Origin of the sequence: Candidatus Hydrogenedens sp., from assembly GCA_035378955.1 — a bacterium.
GTDB lineage: Bacteria > Hydrogenedentota > Hydrogenedentia > Hydrogenedentales > Hydrogenedentaceae > Hydrogenedens.
The window spans coordinates 1-20,185 of the sequence record DAOSUS010000009.1; the positions used below are offsets into that span (position 1 = coordinate 1).

At 36.5% G+C, this 20,185-nt stretch carries 20 protein-coding genes; 13 read left to right on the forward strand and 7 right to left on the reverse strand.

Going from position 1 to position 20,185, the window contains the following annotated elements; all coding sequences use genetic code 11:
* Positions 1 to 118: 118 nt before the first annotated feature.
* The 4 genes from trpD (at position 119) to PLA12_03450 (ending at position 4,346) form a co-directional block, all read left to right on the forward strand.
* Positions 119 to 1,150: an anthranilate phosphoribosyltransferase gene (trpD, locus tag PLA12_03435; GenBank protein ID HOQ31546.1), complete on the forward strand. Its 1,032-nt coding sequence runs from the start codon at positions 119 to 121 to the stop codon at positions 1,148 to 1,150.
* Positions 1,151 to 1,223: 73 nt separating this feature from the next.
* Positions 1,224 to 2,690 carry an NAD(P)/FAD-dependent oxidoreductase gene (locus tag PLA12_03440; protein ID HOQ31547.1) on the forward strand — a complete coding sequence of 489 codons (1,467 nt, stop codon included), beginning with the start codon at positions 1,224 to 1,226 and terminating at the stop codon, positions 2,688 to 2,690.
* Between the two features lie 9 nt (positions 2,691 to 2,699).
* Positions 2,700 to 3,962 carry an FAD-dependent oxidoreductase gene (locus tag PLA12_03445; protein HOQ31548.1) on the forward strand — a complete coding sequence of 421 codons (1,263 nt, stop codon included), beginning with the start codon at positions 2,700 to 2,702 and terminating at the stop codon, positions 3,960 to 3,962.
* A 12-nt stretch (positions 3,963 to 3,974) separates the two neighbouring features.
* Entirely contained in the window at positions 3,975 to 4,346 is a 372-nt protein-coding gene (locus PLA12_03450) for a DUF1667 domain-containing protein (GenBank protein ID HOQ31549.1), read from the forward strand.
* On the opposite strand, the gene PLA12_03455 is transcribed toward PLA12_03450, so the two are convergent.
* On the reverse strand, positions 4,330 to 4,878 hold the full coding sequence (locus tag PLA12_03455) for a TlpA disulfide reductase family protein (GenBank protein ID HOQ31550.1): 549 nt from the start codon (positions 4,876 to 4,878) through the stop codon (positions 4,330 to 4,332). The two genes, PLA12_03450 and PLA12_03455, sit on opposite strands and share 17 nt — an antisense overlap.
* A gap of 22 nt (positions 4,879 to 4,900) precedes the next feature.
* A complete protein-coding gene (locus PLA12_03460) occupies positions 4,901 to 5,512 on the reverse strand; it encodes a redoxin domain-containing protein (protein ID HOQ31551.1) in 612 nt (203 codons plus the stop codon).
* 218 nt (positions 5,513 to 5,730) lie between these two features.
* Between PLA12_03460 and PLA12_03465 the strand changes: the two genes are divergently transcribed.
* Genes PLA12_03465 through PLA12_03490 form a run of 6 tightly spaced genes read left to right on the forward strand, consistent with a single transcriptional unit; the run spans position 5,731 to position 9,661 of the window.
* Positions 5,731 to 6,339 (forward strand): DUF177 domain-containing protein, encoded by a 609-nt coding sequence (locus tag PLA12_03465; GenBank protein HOQ31552.1) that lies wholly within the window; start codon positions 5,731 to 5,733, stop codon positions 6,337 to 6,339.
* Between the two features lie 2 nt (positions 6,340 to 6,341).
* Complete coding sequence (gene rpmF / locus PLA12_03470; GenBank protein ID HOQ31553.1) at positions 6,342 to 6,524, forward strand: 50S ribosomal protein L32; 183 nt, start codon at positions 6,342 to 6,344, stop codon at positions 6,522 to 6,524.
* Between the two features lie 30 nt (positions 6,525 to 6,554).
* Positions 6,555 to 7,637 carry a phosphate acyltransferase PlsX gene (gene plsX / locus PLA12_03475; GenBank protein HOQ31554.1) on the forward strand — a complete coding sequence of 361 codons (1,083 nt, stop codon included), beginning with the start codon at positions 6,555 to 6,557 and terminating at the stop codon, positions 7,635 to 7,637.
* Between the two features lie 18 nt (positions 7,638 to 7,655).
* The gene (locus PLA12_03480) at positions 7,656 to 8,264 is read left to right on the forward strand and encodes a hypothetical protein (protein ID HOQ31555.1); all 609 of its coding nucleotides are present in this window, start codon (positions 7,656 to 7,658) and stop codon (positions 8,262 to 8,264) included.
* Positions 8,251 to 9,156, forward strand: coding sequence for a tyrosine recombinase XerC (locus PLA12_03485; protein ID HOQ31556.1), 906 nt, complete (start codon positions 8,251 to 8,253; stop codon positions 9,154 to 9,156). Before PLA12_03480 ends, PLA12_03485 begins: the two co-directional genes overlap by 14 nt.
* A gap of 37 nt (positions 9,157 to 9,193) precedes the next feature.
* Positions 9,194 to 9,661 carry a hypothetical protein gene (locus tag PLA12_03490; GenBank protein ID HOQ31557.1) on the forward strand — a complete coding sequence of 156 codons (468 nt, stop codon included), beginning with the start codon at positions 9,194 to 9,196 and terminating at the stop codon, positions 9,659 to 9,661.
* A gap of 3 nt (positions 9,662 to 9,664) precedes the next feature.
* Here PLA12_03490 and PLA12_03495 read toward each other — a convergent pair whose 3' ends face one another.
* Positions 9,665 to 10,399 (reverse strand): 2-phosphosulfolactate phosphatase, encoded by a 735-nt coding sequence (locus PLA12_03495; protein ID HOQ31558.1) that lies wholly within the window; start codon positions 10,397 to 10,399, stop codon positions 9,665 to 9,667.
* Positions 10,400 to 10,589: 190 nt separating this feature from the next.
* Between PLA12_03495 and PLA12_03500 the strand changes: the two genes are divergently transcribed.
* The 3 genes from PLA12_03500 (at position 10,590) to ppk1 (ending at position 16,850) form a co-directional block, all read left to right on the forward strand.
* Complete coding sequence (locus PLA12_03500) at positions 10,590 to 10,904, forward strand: HU family DNA-binding protein (GenBank protein ID HOQ31559.1); 315 nt, start codon at positions 10,590 to 10,592, stop codon at positions 10,902 to 10,904.
* Positions 10,905 to 11,044: 140 nt separating this feature from the next.
* On the forward strand, positions 11,045 to 14,725 hold the full coding sequence (locus PLA12_03505; protein ID HOQ31560.1) for a C25 family cysteine peptidase: 3,681 nt from the start codon (positions 11,045 to 11,047) through the stop codon (positions 14,723 to 14,725).
* A gap of 103 nt (positions 14,726 to 14,828) precedes the next feature.
* Positions 14,829 to 16,850 (forward strand): polyphosphate kinase 1, encoded by a 2,022-nt coding sequence (gene ppk1 / locus PLA12_03510; GenBank protein ID HOQ31561.1) that lies wholly within the window; start codon positions 14,829 to 14,831, stop codon positions 16,848 to 16,850.
* Here ppk1 and PLA12_03515 read toward each other — a convergent pair.
* The 4 genes from PLA12_03515 to PLA12_03530 are packed head-to-tail and all read right to left on the reverse strand — an operon-like array spanning position 16,847 to position 20,119.
* On the reverse strand, positions 16,847 to 17,338 hold the full coding sequence (locus PLA12_03515) for a nitroreductase family protein (GenBank protein ID HOQ31562.1): 492 nt from the start codon (positions 17,336 to 17,338) through the stop codon (positions 16,847 to 16,849). The two genes, ppk1 and PLA12_03515, sit on opposite strands and share 4 nt — an antisense overlap.
* 38 nt (positions 17,339 to 17,376) lie before the next feature.
* Complete coding sequence (gene deoC, locus PLA12_03520) at positions 17,377 to 18,042, reverse strand: deoxyribose-phosphate aldolase (protein HOQ31563.1); 666 nt, start codon at positions 18,040 to 18,042, stop codon at positions 17,377 to 17,379.
* Between the two features lie 22 nt (positions 18,043 to 18,064).
* A complete protein-coding gene (locus PLA12_03525; GenBank protein HOQ31564.1) occupies positions 18,065 to 18,844 on the reverse strand; it encodes a 3-ketoacyl-ACP reductase in 780 nt (259 codons plus the stop codon).
* A 21-nt stretch (positions 18,845 to 18,865) separates the two neighbouring features.
* A complete protein-coding gene (locus PLA12_03530; GenBank protein HOQ31565.1) occupies positions 18,866 to 20,119 on the reverse strand; it encodes a diaminopimelate decarboxylase in 1,254 nt (417 codons plus the stop codon).
* Between the last annotated feature and the right edge of the window lie 66 nt (positions 20,120 to 20,185).

Consider the following 20,185-nt stretch of genomic DNA (forward strand, 5'->3'; position numbering starts at 1 on the left):
CAACAATAGATTATATTGGTGTATATAATTCATCCCCTCGTGATTTGAAAATTTCCAAAAAAATAAATAATTATTAACTTTATTTTTATGATATATAAATTGGCAAAAAGGTATAAATATGTCATTGCCAGATATTTTAAAGAAGATTGTAAAAAATGAAGATTTATCCCGCGAAGACTATTACCAGGCTCTTTCAGAGATAATGGAAGGAAATGTTTCAGAAATCTTAACCAGTTCCTTTTTAACGGCATTATCTCTTCGTCCTTATAAAGGCGATGAATTGGCAGGTCTTTCATCAGCAATGCGAAAATTTGCTTTACCCATAAGTATAGATAAACATCCGATTATAGATACATGCGGAACGGGTGGCGACCGAAAAGGAACTTTCAATATTTCTACTACAACAGCGTTAGTTTGTGCGGGTGCGGGTATCTATGTGGCAAAGCATGGAAATCGAAGTGCTACCAGTTCTTGTGGAAGTGCAGATGTTTTAGAATATCTTGGAGTTGTTATTGATCTTCCCCCGGATAGAGTGGCAAAGTGTATTGAAGAAGTGAGTATTGGTTTTTTATTTGCTCGAAAATTTCATCCTGCTATGAAGAATGTTGCAAAAATCCGTTCGGAATTGCCTTTCCCAACAGTATTTAATCTATTAGGTCCATTATCAAATCCTGTATCTTTAGATGGACAGATAATAGGAGTTTTTGCCAAAGAATTATTAGAACCGATTGCAAAAGCATTGCAAAAGTCAGGAATTAAAAAAGGTTTTGTTGTTTGGGGGAATGATGGCGTTGATGAATTAAGTATTTCTGATAGAACAGATGTTGTAGAGATATCAGGAGATAGTATCAAACATTATCAGGTTTTTCCCGAAGATTTTGGTTTGTCAAGACATCCTATTGAAAATATTAAAGGAGGGACATTAGAAAAAAATGCAGAAATAGTTCGAAGTGTTTTGACTGGGGAGAAAACTCCGTATAGAGATGCTGTTTTATTGAATGCTATTTTTGGAATTTTAGTAAGTGGAAAAACATCCGACTGGAAAGATGCAATCCATATCGCGGAGGAATCTATAGATTCCAGAAAAGCGATGGATAGATTAGAAAACTTAATCAAATATTCACGCCAATTCGCAAAAGAAGTCCTTTAATTGGTATATTTTAGGTTATTAAGTAGCCCAAAATTTTTTAAATTAAAGAAATACAGGAAAAACAAAGATAACAATGAATAGTCAAATATATGATGTTGCTATTATCGGTGCGGGATGTTGTGGTGCTTCCATTGCCCGTAAATTGTCTACTTATGAAATATCGGTGGTTTTGTTAGAAAAATGTGTAGATGTCGGATTTGGTGTTACAAAAGCCAATTCTGGGATTATACACGCCGGTTTTCATCACCCGATTACATCATTAAAAGCCCGTCTGGAAATCCGCGGGAATTTAATGTTTGACCAACTCCATTATGAATTAGGATTTCCTTTTAAGAGGGTAGGAATTATAGTTGTAGCCTTTAGTATTGAAGAAATGAAAACCATAGAACATTTATATTCCCAGGGTGTAGCCAATGGCGTTCCCCGAATGGAAATATGTGGAAGAGAACGGATTTTAAGTTTAGAACCTCAATTAAATTCTGATGTCGTTGGAGGATTATATGCCCCTACGGGTGGAATTATTGAACCTTATCGTTATGTATTTGCTTTAGTTGAATCAGCACAAAAAAATGGGGTCGAGGTAAAAACACAATTTACAGTAGAACAGGGAATACGAGAAAAGGACTATTGGATAATTAAATCAAAAGAAGGGGAAATCATCAAAGCGAGATATGTGGTAAATTCTGCAGGGCTATTTGCCGATGAAGTCTCAAAATCATTTGATGCGGAACTTTTTGAAATTATTCCAAGAAAAGGGGAAGAATTTTTATTACAACGGAATGCAAAAGGTTTGCCCAATCATGTAATTTTCCCTGTTCCTGGTGCCCATACAAAAGGTATATTAGTTATTCCCACAGTTGAAGGAACATTAATGGTAGGTCCCACCGCTATAGAAACAGATGATAAATATGATTTAGAAACAACATCGCAAAATTTAGAAACCGTTTTTATGCAGGCAACTTATATGGTTCCTGCCATTTCGCGAAGGGAAATCATAACCTCTTTTGCCGGTTTAAGACCAACAATGAAAGGTAATGATTTTTATATTGAACCTTCTAAAAAACAACCGCATTTTATTCAAGTCGCAGGAATTCAGTCCCCAGGATTAACGGCTTCTCCTGCTATAGGGGACTATGTAAAAGACATACTAAAACAAGAGGGATTACAACTAATAGAGAAAAAAGACTTCGACCCATTTTTGCCTCATCCTATTAAGGTTCGTGAGTTAAGTTTTGAAGAATTAGAAAATGTTGTGGAAAAAGACCCTAAATATGGGCATATTGTTTGCCGATGTGAAAGTGTCTCCGAAGCAGAAATTGTCGAAGCCATTTCAAAGGGACATACGACCCTTGATGGAATAAAATTTTATACCCGATCTGGTATGGGACGATGTCAGGGGGCTTTTTGCACCTATAAGATATTAAAGATAATTTCACGAGAGACAGGTATTCCTATAGAAAAAATTACAAAACGGGGAGATAACAGTTGGATAATATCCCAACGACTGCAAACTCTTGCAGATGAAAAAGCAGAGAGATAGGAGTTTTTTATGCAAGAACGAAACTATGATGTTTTGGTAATAGGAGCAGGTGCTGCAGGAATGGCTGCTGCATTAAAGGTGGCAGAAGAGGGTTTGAAAACCGCTATAGTTGACCGAGAACCTTTTTTAGGTGGAATCTTACCCCAGTGTATTCATAATGGTTTTGGAGTACATTTATTTAAGGAAGAACTTACAGGACCTGAATTTGCCGAACGATTTATTCAAGATGTGGTTAAATCAGATATAGATATTTATCTGAATACGACTGCTACAAATATGGCGGTTCATCAACCTATAAAGCAAGTAAATCTGTGTAGTAGTGAACACGGTGTTTTTAGGATTAATGCGAGGGCTATAGTCCTTGCTATGGGTTGTAGAGAGCGAAATCGCGGTAATTTGGGTATCCCTGGAACAAGGCCTGCCGGAATATTTACAGCGGGTCTGGCTCAACGATTAATTAATATAGATGGCTACATGCCAGGTAAGCGGGTGGTTATTGTAGGGTCTGGAGATATTGGCTTGATTATGGCTCGTAGGTTAACATGGACAGGTGCAGAAGTCCTCGCCGTCGTGGAAATATTACCTTATCCATCGGGTATTACAAGAAATATTGTTCAGTGTTTGAATGACTTTAATATTCCCTTATACTTAAGCCATATCATTACAAAAATTGAAGGTAAAGATAGAGTAGAAGCAGTGGAAATAACCCCTCTGGAGAATGGTGCTCCGAATTATACAAAAACCTTCAAAGTAGAATGTGATACACTCTTATTTTCGGTAGGGCTTGTCCCTGAAAATGAATTAACACAATCTGCTGGAATTAAAATTAATCCTGAAACAGGTGGTCCCTTAGTAGACACAAGATTAATGACTTCTGCAGAAGGTGTTTTTGCGTGTGGTAATGTCCTGCATGTCCATGACCTTGTTGATTGGGTTTCCGATGAAGCACAGAGATGTGGAAAGGAATTAATAAACTTTTTGCAAGGGAAAACAGAAAAAATTGAGCAGGGGAAGGTTATTGTAGGTGCAAACCTGAAATATGTTCTTCCCAATAGATATAGATTGGGAGAGAAAAACCGATTTTCTATGCGTTCCCTGATTGTTCGTGATAAAGCAACATTGGTTGTTCGGCAGGGAGAAAAAACAATTCGTCAGTTTACATTAAGACATGTAAAACCTGCGGAAATGTTTCATGTGGAATTAAAGCAAGAAGATTTAAATGATTTGGTCTCTAACGGAGAATTATTACCCATAGAATTTTCACTTAGTTAATAGGATAAAACTATGGAAAAAGAAGTGATTTGTTTAAGTTGTCCTAATGGTTGTCATATTACGGTTCAAGAAACTTCTCCAGGGGTATACCAATTTCAGGGTGCAAAATGTGAACGAGGAGAGGTTTATGCTTATGAAGAAATAACAGACCCCAAACGAGTTGTTACTGCAGTAGTTCAAACCAACTCAGAGGAAATGCCATACATCCCCGTGAAAACAGACAAACCCATACCCAAAAGATACATCAATCCATTATTAGTTCAATTGTATAAACAAAAAATCTCTATTCCTGTTAAATGTGGACAAATAATAATTCAAAATTTCTTGGAAACAGGAGTTAATGTTGTGATTACTCGGACATTTCCCCTTAATTTTGGGAAATAGGTGACATGCCATTTTGTTTTAAAACCAATTCTATATCATTCTCGGTAATTGCACCTTCAAATTTTTTAATAAGTTTTCCTTCTGAATTGTAGATAATCGTAATGGGCAAAGCACCACTTATTTCTGTTTTTAAAACTTTTTCAAGTTCTTCAGGTTTTCCTCCTTCTAACAAATATACAGGACAAGGGAGAGCATTCTTTTTTAAGAATGGCTTTAAAACCTTTTCTTTTATTTCCTTCCCTTCTATGTTTATCAAATACAAACGAACTTTTTCTTTGGAGTATTTTTTGTAAATATTACCAAAATGAGGAAGTTCTGCAACACAAGGAGGGCACCAGGTAGCCCATAAGTTGATAATTATAAGCCCCGGTTTCTTTTCAGCAATCAAGGTTTCAATTTGGGTCAATTTGATATCGTAAATGACAGGTTCTTTTTCAGATTGTTCCCCTACTGCTAAAAGAAAAAAAGAAAAGGTCATCAAAAATAACATACAAAAAAGAGCAATGCTACATCTGTAATAAATATTTACCATAAAATATACTTTTTAGAAAAAACTAACTTTTCGGAACTCTTTTTATAGTGCAACCCCATGCTTTTGTTTCTGCTTTTTCTATCGGTTTACCCGCTAATAAGGCTTCGATGGCATTCTCGGTATATTTTTCTGTTGGCTGTCCATCGGGTCCTTTACGGTCATCAAACGCCCCATGGTAAACTAGCTTACCATCCTTATCTACAATGAAAATTTCAGGCGTTACTTTTGCATCTACTTTATCAGCATACTTATTTTCTACATCTTTTAAGATAGGATATGGTTTTTTTGTTTCAAGAGCATATTTTTTTATATCTTCAGGTTGAGTTTTAAAGTGAGAATCAATTCCAATAAAGACAACACCTTTTGTGCTATATTTTGCATGTAACTTTGCTAAATCCGGGTCTGCACCTCGAGAATAGGGACATTCTTGAGAACAAAACTCGATTACAACAATTTTCCCTTTGTATTGTGTTAATGAATGTTCTTTACCATCATAATCTTTTAAATTGAAATCAGGCATGGGGTCTCCAATATTCAGGGCTTTTATCTGGGAAGTTAACCCAAATACCATACAGATAAGCATACATATTGAAACTATGATGGCTGATTTTTTTGTTGCGTTGGTCTTTGTCATATTCGTATCTCCTATGGTTTATTCTTTTATTTTATCAAAACATTGCTTATTTAATGAATATTTCTCATTTTAAACTTATTATTTTGGAAACTTATTATTATTTATTGTATAATATGCTTTCATATCCTTGAGGAAATAAAAATTTCCCTTGTTTGATTATTTTTTTAAAGTGTGATACAATTTTCAAAACGAGCCCTATCTGATTGAGGATTACACCATTGGATATACTAAAAATAAGAATAATGGATATATCAGATAAGGGTTATCAGATTGATGAAATTATCAAGGTTGCGGAATTACAGCCTGTTGATGTAGAAGCACTTCCCATAGAAACAATACATTTAACTGGGATAGTAAAGAAAACAGGGAAAAACTTTTTATTTCAAGGGAAAATATCAGGATACTATAAGCATACATGTGACCGTTGTCTTGATGATATGCAATATAAACTGGATAAAGAAATAATTTGGTTATTTGAACGAGGACAAGGGAATATATACCTAAATCCTGTGGAGGAAAGTGACCGAAATGTTGAGAATAAATACAGGAGAGGTAAAGAAGAATTTGATGAATTGGCAGAAAAAAGAATGTTTCAAGGAGATGAAATTGATTTGACTCCCTATGTCTGGGAAGAATTGGTATTAGATATGCCTTATAAATTTTTATGCAGTGAAACATGCGCAGGTTTGTGCCCTGTATGTGGTGCAAATTTAAATCATGAAACATGTTCATGTAATATCAATTGTGAAGAGGAAAAAACACAACTTTCAAATACAAAATTATCTGAATTACTTCAAGGAATAAACCTTAACTTAAAGGAGGAGTAAAAGTGCCTGTCCCAAAACGAAGAACTGGAAAAGCCAAGAAAAATATGAGACGGTCTCATCATGCTTTGACAAAGCCGAATTTGGTTGAATGTCCACATTGCAGTGAGAAAATCCTTCCTCACCGGGTTTGTCCCAAGTGTGGGTATTACAAAAATCGTCTGGTATTGAATCTCGAAGAAGAATAATAACTCAAAACTTTAATTTGGAGATAAAACATGCGCATCGCTTTAGATGCGATGGGTTCTGATGGTGCTCCTGCTATAGAAGTGCAAGGGGCTGTGGAAGCCAGTTTAGACCAGAATTGCGACATTGTGCTTGTTGGCAATGAAGAGATACTTAAAAAAGAGTTAGAAAAATATCCCAAAAAGGGGAATATAGAGATAGTCCACACCCCGGAATATATTTCTATGCAAGACCAGCTTGTGCTTGCCCTTCGTCAGAAGAAAGAAAGTAGCCTTCTGGTTGCTTTGCGAAAACTAAAAGCAGGGGAGGTAGATGCGGTCGTAAGCGCAGGGAATACAGGTGCTGTAATGGTAGGTTCGCGAATTATACTGGGAATTATGCAAGGGATATCTCGGCCTGCGTTAGCCCAGGCATTACCAACAATTGGCGGAAAGGTTGTTCTGCTGGATTTAGGTGCTAATGTAGACTGTCAGGTTCGACATCTCTGTGATTTTGCCTTAATGGGTATTGCCTATTCTCATTATGCTTTAGGTGTCGAAAATCCTCGACTTGGATTGATTAATATTGGTGAGGAAATGGTAAAGGGGAGCAGTGTTTTAAAACAAACTTTCCAGATTCTAAGTAAAATTGAAGGGATTAAATTTGTAGGGAACGTTGAACCCAATGGTGTTTTTGGAGGAGAAGCAGATGTCGTTGTCTGTGACGGCTTTGTAGGAAATGTTATATTAAAAACGGCAGAATCCGTTGCGAAGTTCGTGGGTAATTTTATGAAAGAACAACTTTTAAAAAGTTCTATGAATCGTTTAGGTGCTGTATTAGCAAGAAGTGCTCTCCAGGAATTAAAGAAAACTGTAAACCCCAATGAATATCCGGGGGCTCCTTTGTTAGGTGTGCAGGGAATTGTTATTGTCCTACACGGTGCCTCTACAGCATTGGGAATTGCTAACGGTATTCGTGGAGCAGTTAAGGCAGTAGAATCGGATTTATTAGGACATATAGCAGATAATATAGGAAAGTTTTCATGTAAAGAAGTTTTAGACACAGAAGAAGAGAAAAACCAACAGAGTACAAATGATACTACTAATGAAGGCAAAGAACCAATAGATGTAACATAAGTTTTTAGGAGTATTTAAATGGACAGACATGAAACAATTACCCAAATTTTGGAATGCGAATGTGGTGCTAAAATATTGCCTAAAATAGAACATAATGAAATGAAGGGAACTTGTCCCCGTTGTGGAAAAATATTATCCGTACGGATAGAAAGACCTGATGGTGAATATTTATCTGCTAAAGATTCTCCCGCTCCTAAAGAAGAAATTCCTAAAACTGTGGTAAAACTTCCATTACCTGATGATGGATTAGAACCTACCGGCAGAAGCAGTCTAACCTTTTCTTCAGATATTAAAATTCGTTCCAGAGAAGCGGCTACATTAGTAAGTCGAGGCAAAATTGTGGAGGCAGTTGCCTTATACCGATGGATTTGTGAAGAGTGTCCTGAACATCGTGATGCTTATTATGGATTAGGTTTTTGTTATTACAAATTGGGCGATTTGAATCGAAGTCGCTGGATGTTAGAAAAGGCTGTAGAATTAGAGCATCCCAATGCAGGTAAACTCTTATTAAAAATTACACAGAAATTGGAAGAGGAAGAAAAGATTAAAAAAGCAAGTGATGATATAAAAACAAAACAAACACACATAAAAGAACCCGGAGAGTTTACTCTGGATGAATCCGAATGAAATAACCTCAAAGTTGAAACCTCTTGTTGACTATTTCCTCGAACTTGCAGTCTTTGAATGGGGATTATCAGAAAATACACTAATAACATACCGACGGAATTTGAATTCATATATTCTTTTTATCAGCGAGAAGAATATAGATGACCTCACAAAAATAAATTCACATTTTATTTTAGAATATCTTTTAACTCTTCAAAAGAGAGGTATATCCGCTCGTTCTTTAGCACAACATCTAAGCACACTAAGAGGATTTTATAAATTTCTTTATGATGAACAAATAATTGATAAAAATACTATTGATGGATTGGATACACCCCGTTTATCCAAAAAACTACCTCATTTTTTAACCGAAGGTGAAATAGAACAAATATTCAAGGTTGCAGAAACTTCCCCCCGAAATAAAGAAAGAGACCTTGCGATATTAGAACTTTTTTATTCTTGTGGTTTTAGGGTAAGCGAACTAACTCACATTACAATACATGATTTATCTCTAAATGAAGGAATGTTAAGAGTTCGAGGTAAAGGAGATAAAGTTCGCATTGTCCCTATAGGAAATGTAGCCATCGAAAAAATACAAAATTGGCTGAGGATAAGAGAAACAGGCAAAGTAAAATCATCTGCCGTATTTCTATCAAAAACAGGTAAATCTATGAGTAGGGTAACTTTGTGGCGGATTATAAAACATTATGCAATGTTGGCAGGATTATCAGATAGAGTAACCCCTCACACTTTGCGACACACCTTTGCAACCCATTTGTTAAATAGGGGAGCTGATTTGCGAGTGGTTCAGGAACTTCTGGGACATTCCAATATTTCTACTACTCAAATTTATACCCATGTAAGTGTAGAACGAATTACACAAGCCCACAAAAATGCCCATCCTCGTGCATGAGGAGTGGATTAATAAACAGTAAAGAAAAGGATTTTGTATGAAGTATCAGAGAGCCTTAGTTCGATTTATAATGTTTGCAATATTAGGATTAACGATGGAAATCTTATTTACAGGAATAGGTGGGCTCATATCACATGGTAATATAAGTATGAATGGACATTCTTCACCCTGGATGATGATAGATTATGGGTTGTTAGGTATTGTTACTCCATGGCTTAGGAACCCGTTAAAAGCCAAAAAGATTCCCTTACCTTTCCGAGCCATAGTTTATATGATAGGTATCTTTATTGTTGAATATGTGTCAGGCATAATCTTCCACAAAGTTTTAGGATTAAAAATTTGGGACTATTCCAATTTGCGATGGAACTTACATGGGCAGATAACATTAATGTATATTCCGGCGTGGTATTCGCTTAGTTTAGGTGTAGAAAAATTATACGAATGGGTGGACAAATCAGCATGGGCTATTCTTGCGAAATCCCCTGAAGGTTATACCCCGGAGTAGTTATTAATAAGACCCAATATTTTCAAGAATAATATATTCTTTTTCTTTTTTCACTACTTTAGGAATACAATTAGAAATATTGGTTTGAGAACACCAGCGAATATCTTCGTGGAGACCTATTTTACGGAGTTTATCTGCGTGCGGTGCAGAATTGAACAACTGTTCTATTCCTTCTAAATCGATTTTTTCCTTCCAATATTCATAATCGTCTTTTCCATGTTCTATTTGAACATCTAATAAACTAACGATATAACTTCCTGCAACCCAATCTTCTTGAGCAGAAAAATTTACATCGTCAAACAAACCTGCAGGAACAACAACAAAATCTTTATTCTGCTTTTTTAGAAAGTTACTTACTGCTTTTGCGTTAATAGTTGTAGCCATGATTAAAAAAGGAATGGCTTCATCATATCCTTCAATAAGGAGGCGGGCACCCGTTGTGGTTGTAAAGATAACTTCCTTACCTCGTGCATGTGTTGTTTCCCGTGGACTATTTCCATAATCAAAACCGGCAGGAGGCAACCCATTTCGTTCCCCATATAATAATGCGTTTGAGTGATAGGATTTTATGTGGAGAGCATGCGCTACTTCATCGGTAACTAAAATTCTTTTAGCACCAGAATGAAGCAACATGATAGCAGTAGCACTTGCTCTTAATGCATCTACGACGACAATACCTAAATGATTTGTTTTTCCAAAAATACAACCTTCTTTACCTTGTATTAAATAAGCAATCACATTCCAACCTTTATTTATTAGGCTATTTTTAAAAAATTTTAAAAATAATTCAATTTGTAATTTGATTTTTGAGTTTAAATTGTATATCTTAATATATCAATGTAAATATGGTATTCACAAAGCACTGCCCGTTGTAGCGCTTAGTGAGCCAGATAAAAACAATGGGGAGTAACCCACTGGAGGAACAATTATGGCGTTCAAAAAAGCAAAAAAAGAAGATAAGCCAATGACCAAAGCCCAAATCATCAGCACGCTTGCTGAAGCAACAGGGTTAACCAAGAAGAACATTAATGAAGTTCTTCAAAGTTTAGTAGAGTTGGCTTATGCACAAGCACCCGCCAGTTTTGTCATTCCTGGTTTAGGCAAACTGGTAGTGGTGGACCGTAAAGCCCGTATTCAAATCAATCCTCAGACCAAAGAAAAAATGAAGGTCCCCGCAAAGAAAGTTTTGAAATTCCGGATTGCAAAAGCGGCAAAAGATGCAGTTCTGGGAGCAAAGAAGTAAGTAGTATTGTGGTGTAAACAACATACTGTTACTGCGGTCTGCAAAGACCGCAGTACTTTTTTTATGGGAATAAATATTTCTAATATATGGTATAATTTTATAGTTGTACATATAATTAAAATTATTTGTGGGCTGAAATTATGAAAAGAAATAAAAGTATTTCTTGGGTTAATAATAGATTGTTAGTCCTGTTGCCTTTAATGGTAATATTAGCAATTGTTAAGGCGGAAGGAGATGTAGTTAATATAACCACTTTTTCTGAAGTGGGGGGAATTAAGATTCAAATTAATTTGTCTTCTGACCCCGAACTTAAAAAAGAAACCATAGGGGGACACACCTTTACTCATATTAGTTTTCCTGAAATGGGGACATCGGGTTCTATAGGTAATCCAGAATTACCTGCATGGAGAAGATATGTAGAAATTCCTCCTAATGCGACCGATGTATCATTAATTTATAATGTGCAAAGTCTTCCTGAAGAATTAGAAATTCAATACCCTATTTATCCCATTCAGCCTCCATGGGAAAAAATACAGGGGGTACAGAGACCCAAGTTTACAATAAATGATGATGTTTACAATTCCAGTGAGAAGCAAGGGGAAAAGGTTGCAGAAATAGAACCTTTTGGGAATGTTCGTGGAAAAAATCTTTATCAAATAACCTATTATCCTGTAAGTTATGACCCCTTAAATTCAAAAATTTATATCACCAAAAATCTTTTATTAGATATTCGTTGGAATACACCAAAAAACTTTTTGTCCCGTGATAAAAAGTATTTTTCAAAATATGTTGATGACTTATGGAACCCATATATTTTGAATTCCGCTTCTTCTATGGAAAAATCGGAAAACACAGGTTACAATATTCCTGTGGGAATGCTTGTTATTGTTGCTTCTCCTTTTATGGGGAATAGCAAACTTAATGAATGGGTTCAATGGAAGACACAAAGAGGCTTTATTGTAACTGTAGAAAATGTAGCAAATATAGGGACAAATTTTACAGCGATTAGGGATTATATTAAACAGGCATATAATAATTGGGATGTTCCACCTACATTTGTTGTTTTAGTAGGAGACCCTTACTACATTCAGGCGCCAGCAGGTTATGCCCCCAATAATCCCATTACGGATTTATATTACTCTATCGTAGATGGAGACGAATATTATACCCCAGATTTATGGGTAGGCAGGATTAGTGTATCGAGTTCAACTCAATTACAGAATACTTTAAATAAAATTCTTAAATATGAAAAAGCACAATGGACCCTTACAGAACCATGGTATATAAAAGCCTCTTTTTTAACAGGTTCAGATAACTATGAAATTACAGAGGGAACGCACAATTATGTGATTTCAAATTATTTTGAACCAGCAGAATTTGTTTCTCAAAAATTATATACAGTAACTTATGGAGCAACGAGTTCTGATGTAATTTCTGCGATTAATTCTGGAAGAGGATGGGTAGTATATTCCGGTCATGGTTCTGATATCAGTTGGGCAGATGGACCTCCCTTATCGCAAAGTGATGTTAATTCTTTAACTAATACGGTATATCCCTGGGTACTTAGTTTCGCATGCGAAACCGGACAATATGCTGAACCTGAATGTTTTGGAGAAACCTGGCAGAGAGCGTCAAAAGGCGGCGTTGGCTTTTTAGGGAGTTCTGTGACTTCCTATTGGGATGAAGATGATATGTTGGAAAAGTTTGTTATAGAAAGTTTCTTTTCATTAAAGAAAACATGGACAGCCGGGATGATACTTAATGGAAAATTAAAATTTTTTAATTATTATGGGGATACATCTACAACAAAACGCTATTTTGAGATGTATAACCTTTTAGGAGACCCTTCTACGGAAATATGGATAGGGACATTGCAAAACCCCTATATTTCCCATAGTTCTAATGTAGACCCGAACGGGTTGCCTTTATCCGTTTATATTGAGTGGCAAAATGCAGTTATATCTGTTTCTAATTCCAATACATTATTAGGTGCTATTCGTTCTAATTTCGGTAGTAATCTTGTTTCCTTTTCTCCTCCGGGAGTTGTTCCTTTAGTTAAATTAACTATAACAGGAAATCCCATAGTTCCCTATCAAGTAGATTTGCCTGTGGTGGTAGGTGCTGATGGTAGTATTCAATGGGATAAAACAATTTATAATGGTTCCGCATTAGCAACTCTTGTCCTGTCAGATGTTAATTTATCGGGACAGGGAGAAATTTCTATTCCAGTTAGGTCGGATAGTGGAGATAATGAACAGGTAATACTAACGGAATCTCAAGTTTCTGGATTTTTTCAAGGGACTATCCAACTAACAACCTTATCTACAGAAAATAACGATGGACTTCTTACTGTAATTCATAATGGTTTAATTACAGCAGAGTATTACGATGAACTGACGGAATCGGGTTCCCCACGAACAATCACAGCTGAATCTACAACAGATATTTATCCACCTCAATTACTTCACTTATCAATAGAGCCCGGTATTAAAGATGTGAATGTTCAATTAGAAACCGATGAAATTTGTTCTGCCCGTTTTGAATATGGAGGTCAATGCTCTGTTCCCTTTGAGAAATATGAGAATTCTCTCGCTATGAATACAAATCACAAATTCTTAATTACAGGATTAAGTTCGGATACGGAATATACATACAGAATTGTGTTAACAGATATTGCAGAAAATGAATATTCGACAGATTGTGGCAACTTTACGACTCTACACCAGCCAGATTATTTCACCTACTACTATACTTCAGATATTGTAGACACAGTTCCGTTGTCCAATCACCGAGTTATATTTGTTCCCGATGCCTCTTCGGATAAATATCATGCATGCTTGCAAAATATAAATGAATTTCCAAGAATCACAAAAAATGCGACGCCCATTACTCTTGGAGATGATGACTTTGCATTGATTGAATTTCCATTAGGTACTTATGTCTATCTATACGGGGTAGAATATTCTCAATGTTATGTGGGAAGTAACGGTTATGTTACCTTTACGCAAGGAGATGATGACTATGCGGAGTCTTTAGATGCACATTTCACTATTCCGAGAATATCGCTAATGTTTGATGACTTAAACCCATCTAAAGCAGGTTCGATTTTATATCAGTTCGATACTGATGCTTTTGTTGTTACTTTTTCAGGAGTTCTGAGGTACGGTGCAGGGGAAGCCAATATTCAATTAGAAATGTTTTATGATGGAACGATTTCTATCACATGGCTTAATTGTGTTTCCTCAGGTTTTATTACAGGACTATCTGGAGGTGGAGGAATTCCAACGGACTTTGAGTTAACAGATTTTTTAAGATACAAAGAATGCATACCCTCAGAAGGAGTTTTAGAAGGGGAATATGAAGGTATTAGTGAAGGTGAGGGAGTAGCAGAAGGCGAGGGAACTACCGAAGGAAATATAGAAGGAGTTATGGAGGGAGAAGGAGCCATAGAAGGTATAATAGAAGGAACTATGGAAGGTAGTGTAGATGGTGAGGGAAACATCGAAGGAACCCTCGAAGGTGAATATATTTTCTTCCATAGTTCAGATATAAATAGAAACGGTAAAATTGATTTAGATGAACTGTTAAGAATAATTCAGTTATTTAATTCGGGTGGATATCACTGTAATATCAACACTAAAATTGAAGATGGCTATCTCCCAGGTCCTGGAGATAATCACGATTGCCAACCCCATTCCAGCGATTATAATCCTCAGGATTGGGTCATTTCTTTCTCTGAATTAATTCGGGCGATACAAATATTTAATATCCAAAGATACTATCCCTGTCCGGGTGAAAGTGAGGACAATTTTTGTTTTTAATGAAAGTATAAAAAATCTTCTACAACAGCAGTTTGATTAATAGACACAAAATATCTTAAATTAATAGTGAAAATGTAAATAAATTCCTATTATGTAAAATTGTATGATAAATAAAGAAAAAATTTTTTATACGCGTGAAATTTCTGTCCTTTCATTTAACGAGCGTGTTTTGCAAGAAGCGGAAGATGAACGAAATCCCTTATTAGAACGGTTAAAATTTTTGGGTATTTTTTCTTCCAATATGGATGAATTCTTTAAGGTTCGGGTAGCCAGTGTTCAGAGACGCCTTGAATTAGGGGAGCAAAAGATGACATATCTTTTAGAAGCCATCGGGGAATTTTCACGCGAATTGGATGAACGATTTCGCCAGGCTTATGAAACAATTACCAGAGAATTAGAAAATCATGGTATTCGGATATTAACTCAAGAAGAATTATATGAATTAGCACCATCAGAATATCAATGGCTTTCGGATTATTTTAAAGAAAATATTCTTCATACACTTGTTCCTGTAATTCTACAAGATAAAATTCCTTTACCTCCGTTAACCGATGGTGCATTATATTTTGCGATACAGATGAATATGCAGGACAAGAAAAAATACGCCGTATTAGAAATTCCTGCTTCTCTTCCTCGTTTTGTAGAGTTACCCAGTGGAAATATTGCATATATTGACGATGTAATACGCCTTTTCCTTACAGATGTGCTGTATATATTCCCCTTTGATGATATTGAAGCCTATGAATTCAAAATATCGAGAGATGCGGAGTTGGATATTGATAATGATTTTTCAGAGGGTTATATTCGGAAAATGAGGAAAGTCCTGGAACAACGGAAAGGAGGTCGCCCTACCCGTTTTCACTATGATGAGAACATGCCTAAAAAACTATGTAAAAAATTATTAAAAGAATTGAAAATTACAGAAGAAGACACAGTGATAGCCGGGGGACGCTATCACAATATGAAAGATTTAATGAACTTCCCTGCCAGAAGAAAAGATTTGTTATTTGAACCTTTACCCCCCGTAAAACACCCCATTTTAGATGGTCCTCGTGTTCCTGTTTTAGATGTAGTGGAAAAACAGGATGTCTTGCTTACATATCCGTATCAATCATTTGACCATGTTATAAGGCTTATTCGAGAGTCAGCTATTGACCCGGATGTCGAAGAAATCAAAATGACCATTTATCGTGTAGCAAGTCAATCAAAAATTGTAAATGCTCTTATTAATGCGGCTCGAAACGGGAAAAAGGTGTTTGCATCCATAGAACTCCAGGCACGATTTGATGAACAACACAATATCCAGATAGCAGAACGTTTGTCAGAAGCAGGGGTTCGTGTGGCTTATGGTGTCCCTCCCATGAAGGTGCATGCAAAATTCCTTTTAATAAAAAAGAAAAACAAGAGTTTTGTGGGATTATCCACAGGAAACTTTCATGAAAAAACAGCTCGCCAATATGTCGATAGTATTTTATTTACATCTAACCCCGCTATTACGGAAGAAGTGGAAGAGGCTTTTAAACTTTTAGACCGAAGTTCCGGATTGCCTCCTTTAACTCCACCTGATTTTGAGTATCTGTGCATTTCCCCTTTCTCATTACGGAAATCATTGAATAGGTTGATTAATCGTGAAAAAGAAAAAGGTTCCAACGGATATATTTTCCTAAAAGTAAATCATCTAACAGATACCCGAATTGTAAAAAAATTAAAAGAAGCTGCCGATGCCGGTGTTAAAATTGATTTGGTTGTTCGAACGACCTATGCAATGCCTCCACATCCTAATATTTCTGCCATTTCTATTTTAGACCGATTTTTGGAACATCAGAGAATCTATATTTTCGGGAAAGGGGAACAAACAACTATTTACATGGCTTCTGCTGATTTGATGGAACGCAATCTTGATTACCGTGTTGAATGTGCTTTCCCCATTATTTCTCCAGAACTAAAACATCAAGTCTTGGATATAATTTCGTTCCAGATTCATGATAATTTTAAGGCTCGTGTTCTGGATGAACGACAAACAAACCGCTATGTAGAACATGGGAAAGGAACTGTTCGAGCCCAATATGCCACATACGAATATTTTAAGCAATCCGCAACGATAGCGATTGACAATAATGTCTAAAAAGAATTCCAATGTAAAACTTCATTTAAACTTCTCTTATGTGGGGATGGAATAGAAGCAGGATAACCTATAGCAACTAAACTAACCAAACGGTAAGATTCAGGGACATTAAGCAGCTTTAAGATAGAAGCACAGTATGGTTTTTTATCTCCTGCTACCCAACAAGAACCCAGACCTAAAGCACGGGCAGAAACAAGGATATTTTGTGTAGCCGCAGAACCATCTTCAATATAATACTTTGTATCTTTGCATACAACCGCTATACATGCCCCCGCCTCACTGATGAATTTGCCATTATCTGTTTGTTCGGCTACTTTTCTTTTTAATTCTTTGTCCACAATGACGATGAATTCCCATGGTTGTTCATTTCTGGCTGTAGCGGATAATCTTCCACAGTCCACAATAGTTTCTAATAATTCCTTCGGCACTTCTTTATCCAGATATTTTCGGACGGAGCGACGCGTTTTGATAGCCTCAATAGCATCCATATCTTACCTCCTTTAATAATAGATGTGGTTTCTAATTATTATAACGGTGCATCCTGTAAAATATCTAAACTTGTGCTTGTGCCAATACGATTAGCCCCTGCTTCTATCATAGCCACGGCTTCCCCATAGGTTCGGATACCTCCTGCCGCCTTGACACCTAAAAAATTTCCTACTGCTTTTCGCAACAGTTGCACATCTTCCACAGTAGCCCCTTTCGTTCCGTATCCGGTAGAAGTTTTGACAAACTTTGCTCCTGTCCGTATTGCCATTTCGCATACCGCAACTTTTTCGTCATTACTCAAATAACTTGTTTCTAAAATAACTTTTACAGGAACATTCCCTGCTGTTTTAACCACGATAGCAATTTCCTTTTCAACATAAGCAGTATAGCCTGATTTTAAAGCACCAATATTAATCACCATATCAATTTCTTGAGCCCCATTTTTAATGGCTTCAGCCGTTTCTGCCACCTTAATATGAGCAGTTGTTGCACCTAAAGGGAAACCAACACATACATCTACTTTAACAGGTGTATCCTTGAGTAACTGGACGCATAACTTTGTCCATGTCGGGTTAATACTTACCGCGTAAAAATTATTTTCTTTAGCTTCCTGACATAGAATTCTTATGTCATCCTCACTCGCGTAAGGACGAAGAAGGGTATGGTCTATCATCCTTGCTAATTCTTGTCGTTTAATATCCATAATATATCTACCTTCAAACCATTTATAATCTTAAAATGCTGAAACCTCCACTAATTTCAAAAACAGACCCTGTAGCGTAATCAAAATTTCCTTCTGCTATAGATTTAACACAATTGGCTACATCTTCGGGCATTCCCCATCGTTTTTGAAGTAATAACCCTTGTTGTATCAAGGCGTCATATTTCGAACGGACAGGTTCTGTCATGTCAGTCATAATTATTCCGGGGCGAATTTCAAATACAGGTATATTATACTCTGCAAGTCGGACAGCATAAAGTTGGGAAGTCATGCTTAAACCTGCTTTACTAATACAGTATTCAGCACGGTTGGGTGAAGCAGTTATGGCTGAAATGCTGGTTATAAATATAATGCGAGGTTTATAGTTCTCTTTGATACCTTTCTGTATAGAAGCAACCATTCGTTGAACAATTTTTTGAGTAAAGAAGAAAACGCCTTTCAAATTTGTATTAAGAACCTTGTCATAACTTTCTATAGAACACTCCAGAATATCGGAACGCTTGTCAGGTGCTATTCCTGCGTTATTTACAAGAAGGTCTATTTCAGGTAGTGCTGGAAAATGGTTAGAAAACCATACCTCCTGGTCTTTTAAATTCTCGATGTCAAGGGAAAATGCTAAACATTGCACAGGATAGTTTTTTTCTATTTCCTCTTTTAGAAGTCGAAGCCCATCGGGATTTCTTGCTATGGCTATTATGTTATAACCTTGTTTTGCTAATGTTAATGCAATTCCCTTGCCAATCCCTCTGCTTGCTCCTGTAACCAGAACAGTTAAATTTTTCATATATTGGACCCTTATTTTGATTTACACTTCATTCTGAAGCATTTGTTCCAATGTCTGTGGTTTTCTAATCCATTCGAATTCAAAAGGTGCTATTCGTAATAATTCTCCACATTCAGGAAAGGAATTGTAGTTTTTACAAGATTGACTTGAACAATATGCTCCCGCCCCTTCTACCACTAAAACATCGCCTATTTTTGCTTCTAATAGTTCTCTTGGGTCAAGACTTTCTGGGTCTCCCCGTTGAGGTGTAAATATATCTCCACTCTCACAACAGTGGCCTGAAACGATATACAGATATTTGTTTCGCGGACTGTCTTTCTCATGAGGGACAACTATTAAAGGATGTAATGCCCCATACATACTGGGACGAATGTTTTCTGTCATACCTGAATCAATCTTTATAAACCGATACCCTGTAGGTCCTGTATCAACTACATCAATAATACTACATAAAAGTGAGCCTGCATTCGCAACAAGATATGTTCCGGGTTCTATTTCCAAATGGAGTCGCCTACCATGCTTTTTCTCAAATTCAAAAAATGCAGGAAGTATTTTATTCCCGATTTCTTGCAAATTGGCTGTTTTTTCATCGAACATACGAGCCACTTTGTATCCACCGCCAAGACTAATTCTCTGGACATCAGGCATTTTTCCGGCTGTTTCTAAAGCCAAATGAGCACAACGAACCCAAACTTCCGGGTCTGAACCCGAACCTATATGTGTATGCATCCCTGTAATTTTTAGTCTATGTTCTTGGGCTACCTCATATACACGATGGAGATATTCATGCCAGATACCGAAACTGGCGGAAGGTCCTCCCACATTAGTTCGATTAGAAGACCCTGAACCCAATCCCGGATTAATTCGAACGCTGACCTCTGTCCCTGGAAACATTTCACCATAGACTTTTAACTGATGGATGGAACAGGCATTATACAGAACCCCTTGTTCTACTAACTCTTTTAAATTGTAGGGAATTTGTTGGGCTGTGATTTGAATATGTGATGGGGGAATACCTGCTTTAATGGCTCGTTCGGCTTCATAACCACTGCTGGCATCTATATGAAGTCCCCATGTATGAAATTTTTGCAAAATTTTGCGTGTAGGTAAAGCCTTCATCGCAAAGCGAGCCGTGAAACCAAAGGCATGTGGAAATGCTAATACTTCCTGAGCCCTTTGAAACATAGTTTTTTCGTCATAAATGAAAATAGGTGTGTTGTAATGATTTTTAATATGCAAAACTTCTTCTTCTGTTAAAAAAAACAAATGCTCCATTTACAATCCTTTCTTTTCAGTTGGGATACAGTATACAATTTCGATATTATTTAGATGGTAAATAAA

Excerpts from the sequence above, each read along its gene's own strand:
- PLA12_03490 (HOQ31557.1), top strand. The coding sequence starts at position 9,194 with ATGAAGTATCAGAGAGCCTTAGTTCGATTTATAATGTTTGCAATATTA.
- PLA12_03525 (HOQ31564.1), bottom strand. The coding sequence starts at position 18,844 with ATGAAAAATTTAACTGTTCTGGTTACAGGAGCAAGCAGAGGGATTGGC.
- PLA12_03485 (HOQ31556.1), top strand. The coding sequence starts at position 8,251 with ATGAATCCGAATGAAATAACCTCAAAGTTGAAACCTCTTGTTGACTAT.
- ppk1 (HOQ31561.1), top strand. The coding sequence starts at position 14,829 with ATGATAAATAAAGAAAAAATTTTTTATACGCGTGAAATTTCTGTCCTT.
- PLA12_03505 (HOQ31560.1), top strand. The coding sequence starts at position 11,045 with ATGAAAAGAAATAAAAGTATTTCTTGGGTTAATAATAGATTGTTAGTC.
- PLA12_03500 (HOQ31559.1), top strand. The coding sequence starts at position 10,590 with ATGGCGTTCAAAAAAGCAAAAAAAGAAGATAAGCCAATGACCAAAGCC.
- plsX (HOQ31554.1), top strand. The coding sequence starts at position 6,555 with ATGCGCATCGCTTTAGATGCGATGGGTTCTGATGGTGCTCCTGCTATA.
- PLA12_03440 (HOQ31547.1), top strand. The coding sequence starts at position 1,224 with ATGAATAGTCAAATATATGATGTTGCTATTATCGGTGCGGGATGTTGT.
- PLA12_03480 (HOQ31555.1), top strand. The coding sequence starts at position 7,656 with ATGGACAGACATGAAACAATTACCCAAATTTTGGAATGCGAATGTGGT.
- PLA12_03455 (HOQ31550.1), bottom strand. The coding sequence starts at position 4,878 with ATGGTAAATATTTATTACAGATGTAGCATTGCTCTTTTTTGTATGTTA.
- trpD (HOQ31546.1), top strand. The coding sequence starts at position 119 with ATGTCATTGCCAGATATTTTAAAGAAGATTGTAAAAAATGAAGATTTA.
- PLA12_03530 (HOQ31565.1), bottom strand. The coding sequence starts at position 20,119 with ATGGAGCATTTGTTTTTTTTAACAGAAGAAGAAGTTTTGCATATTAAA.
- PLA12_03460 (HOQ31551.1), bottom strand. The coding sequence starts at position 5,512 with ATGACAAAGACCAACGCAACAAAAAAATCAGCCATCATAGTTTCAATA.
- PLA12_03445 (HOQ31548.1), top strand. The coding sequence starts at position 2,700 with ATGCAAGAACGAAACTATGATGTTTTGGTAATAGGAGCAGGTGCTGCA.
- PLA12_03450 (HOQ31549.1), top strand. The coding sequence starts at position 3,975 with ATGGAAAAAGAAGTGATTTGTTTAAGTTGTCCTAATGGTTGTCATATT.
- deoC (HOQ31563.1), bottom strand. The coding sequence starts at position 18,042 with ATGGATATTAAACGACAAGAATTAGCAAGGATGATAGACCATACCCTT.
- PLA12_03515 (HOQ31562.1), bottom strand. The coding sequence starts at position 17,338 with ATGGATGCTATTGAGGCTATCAAAACGCGTCGCTCCGTCCGAAAATAT.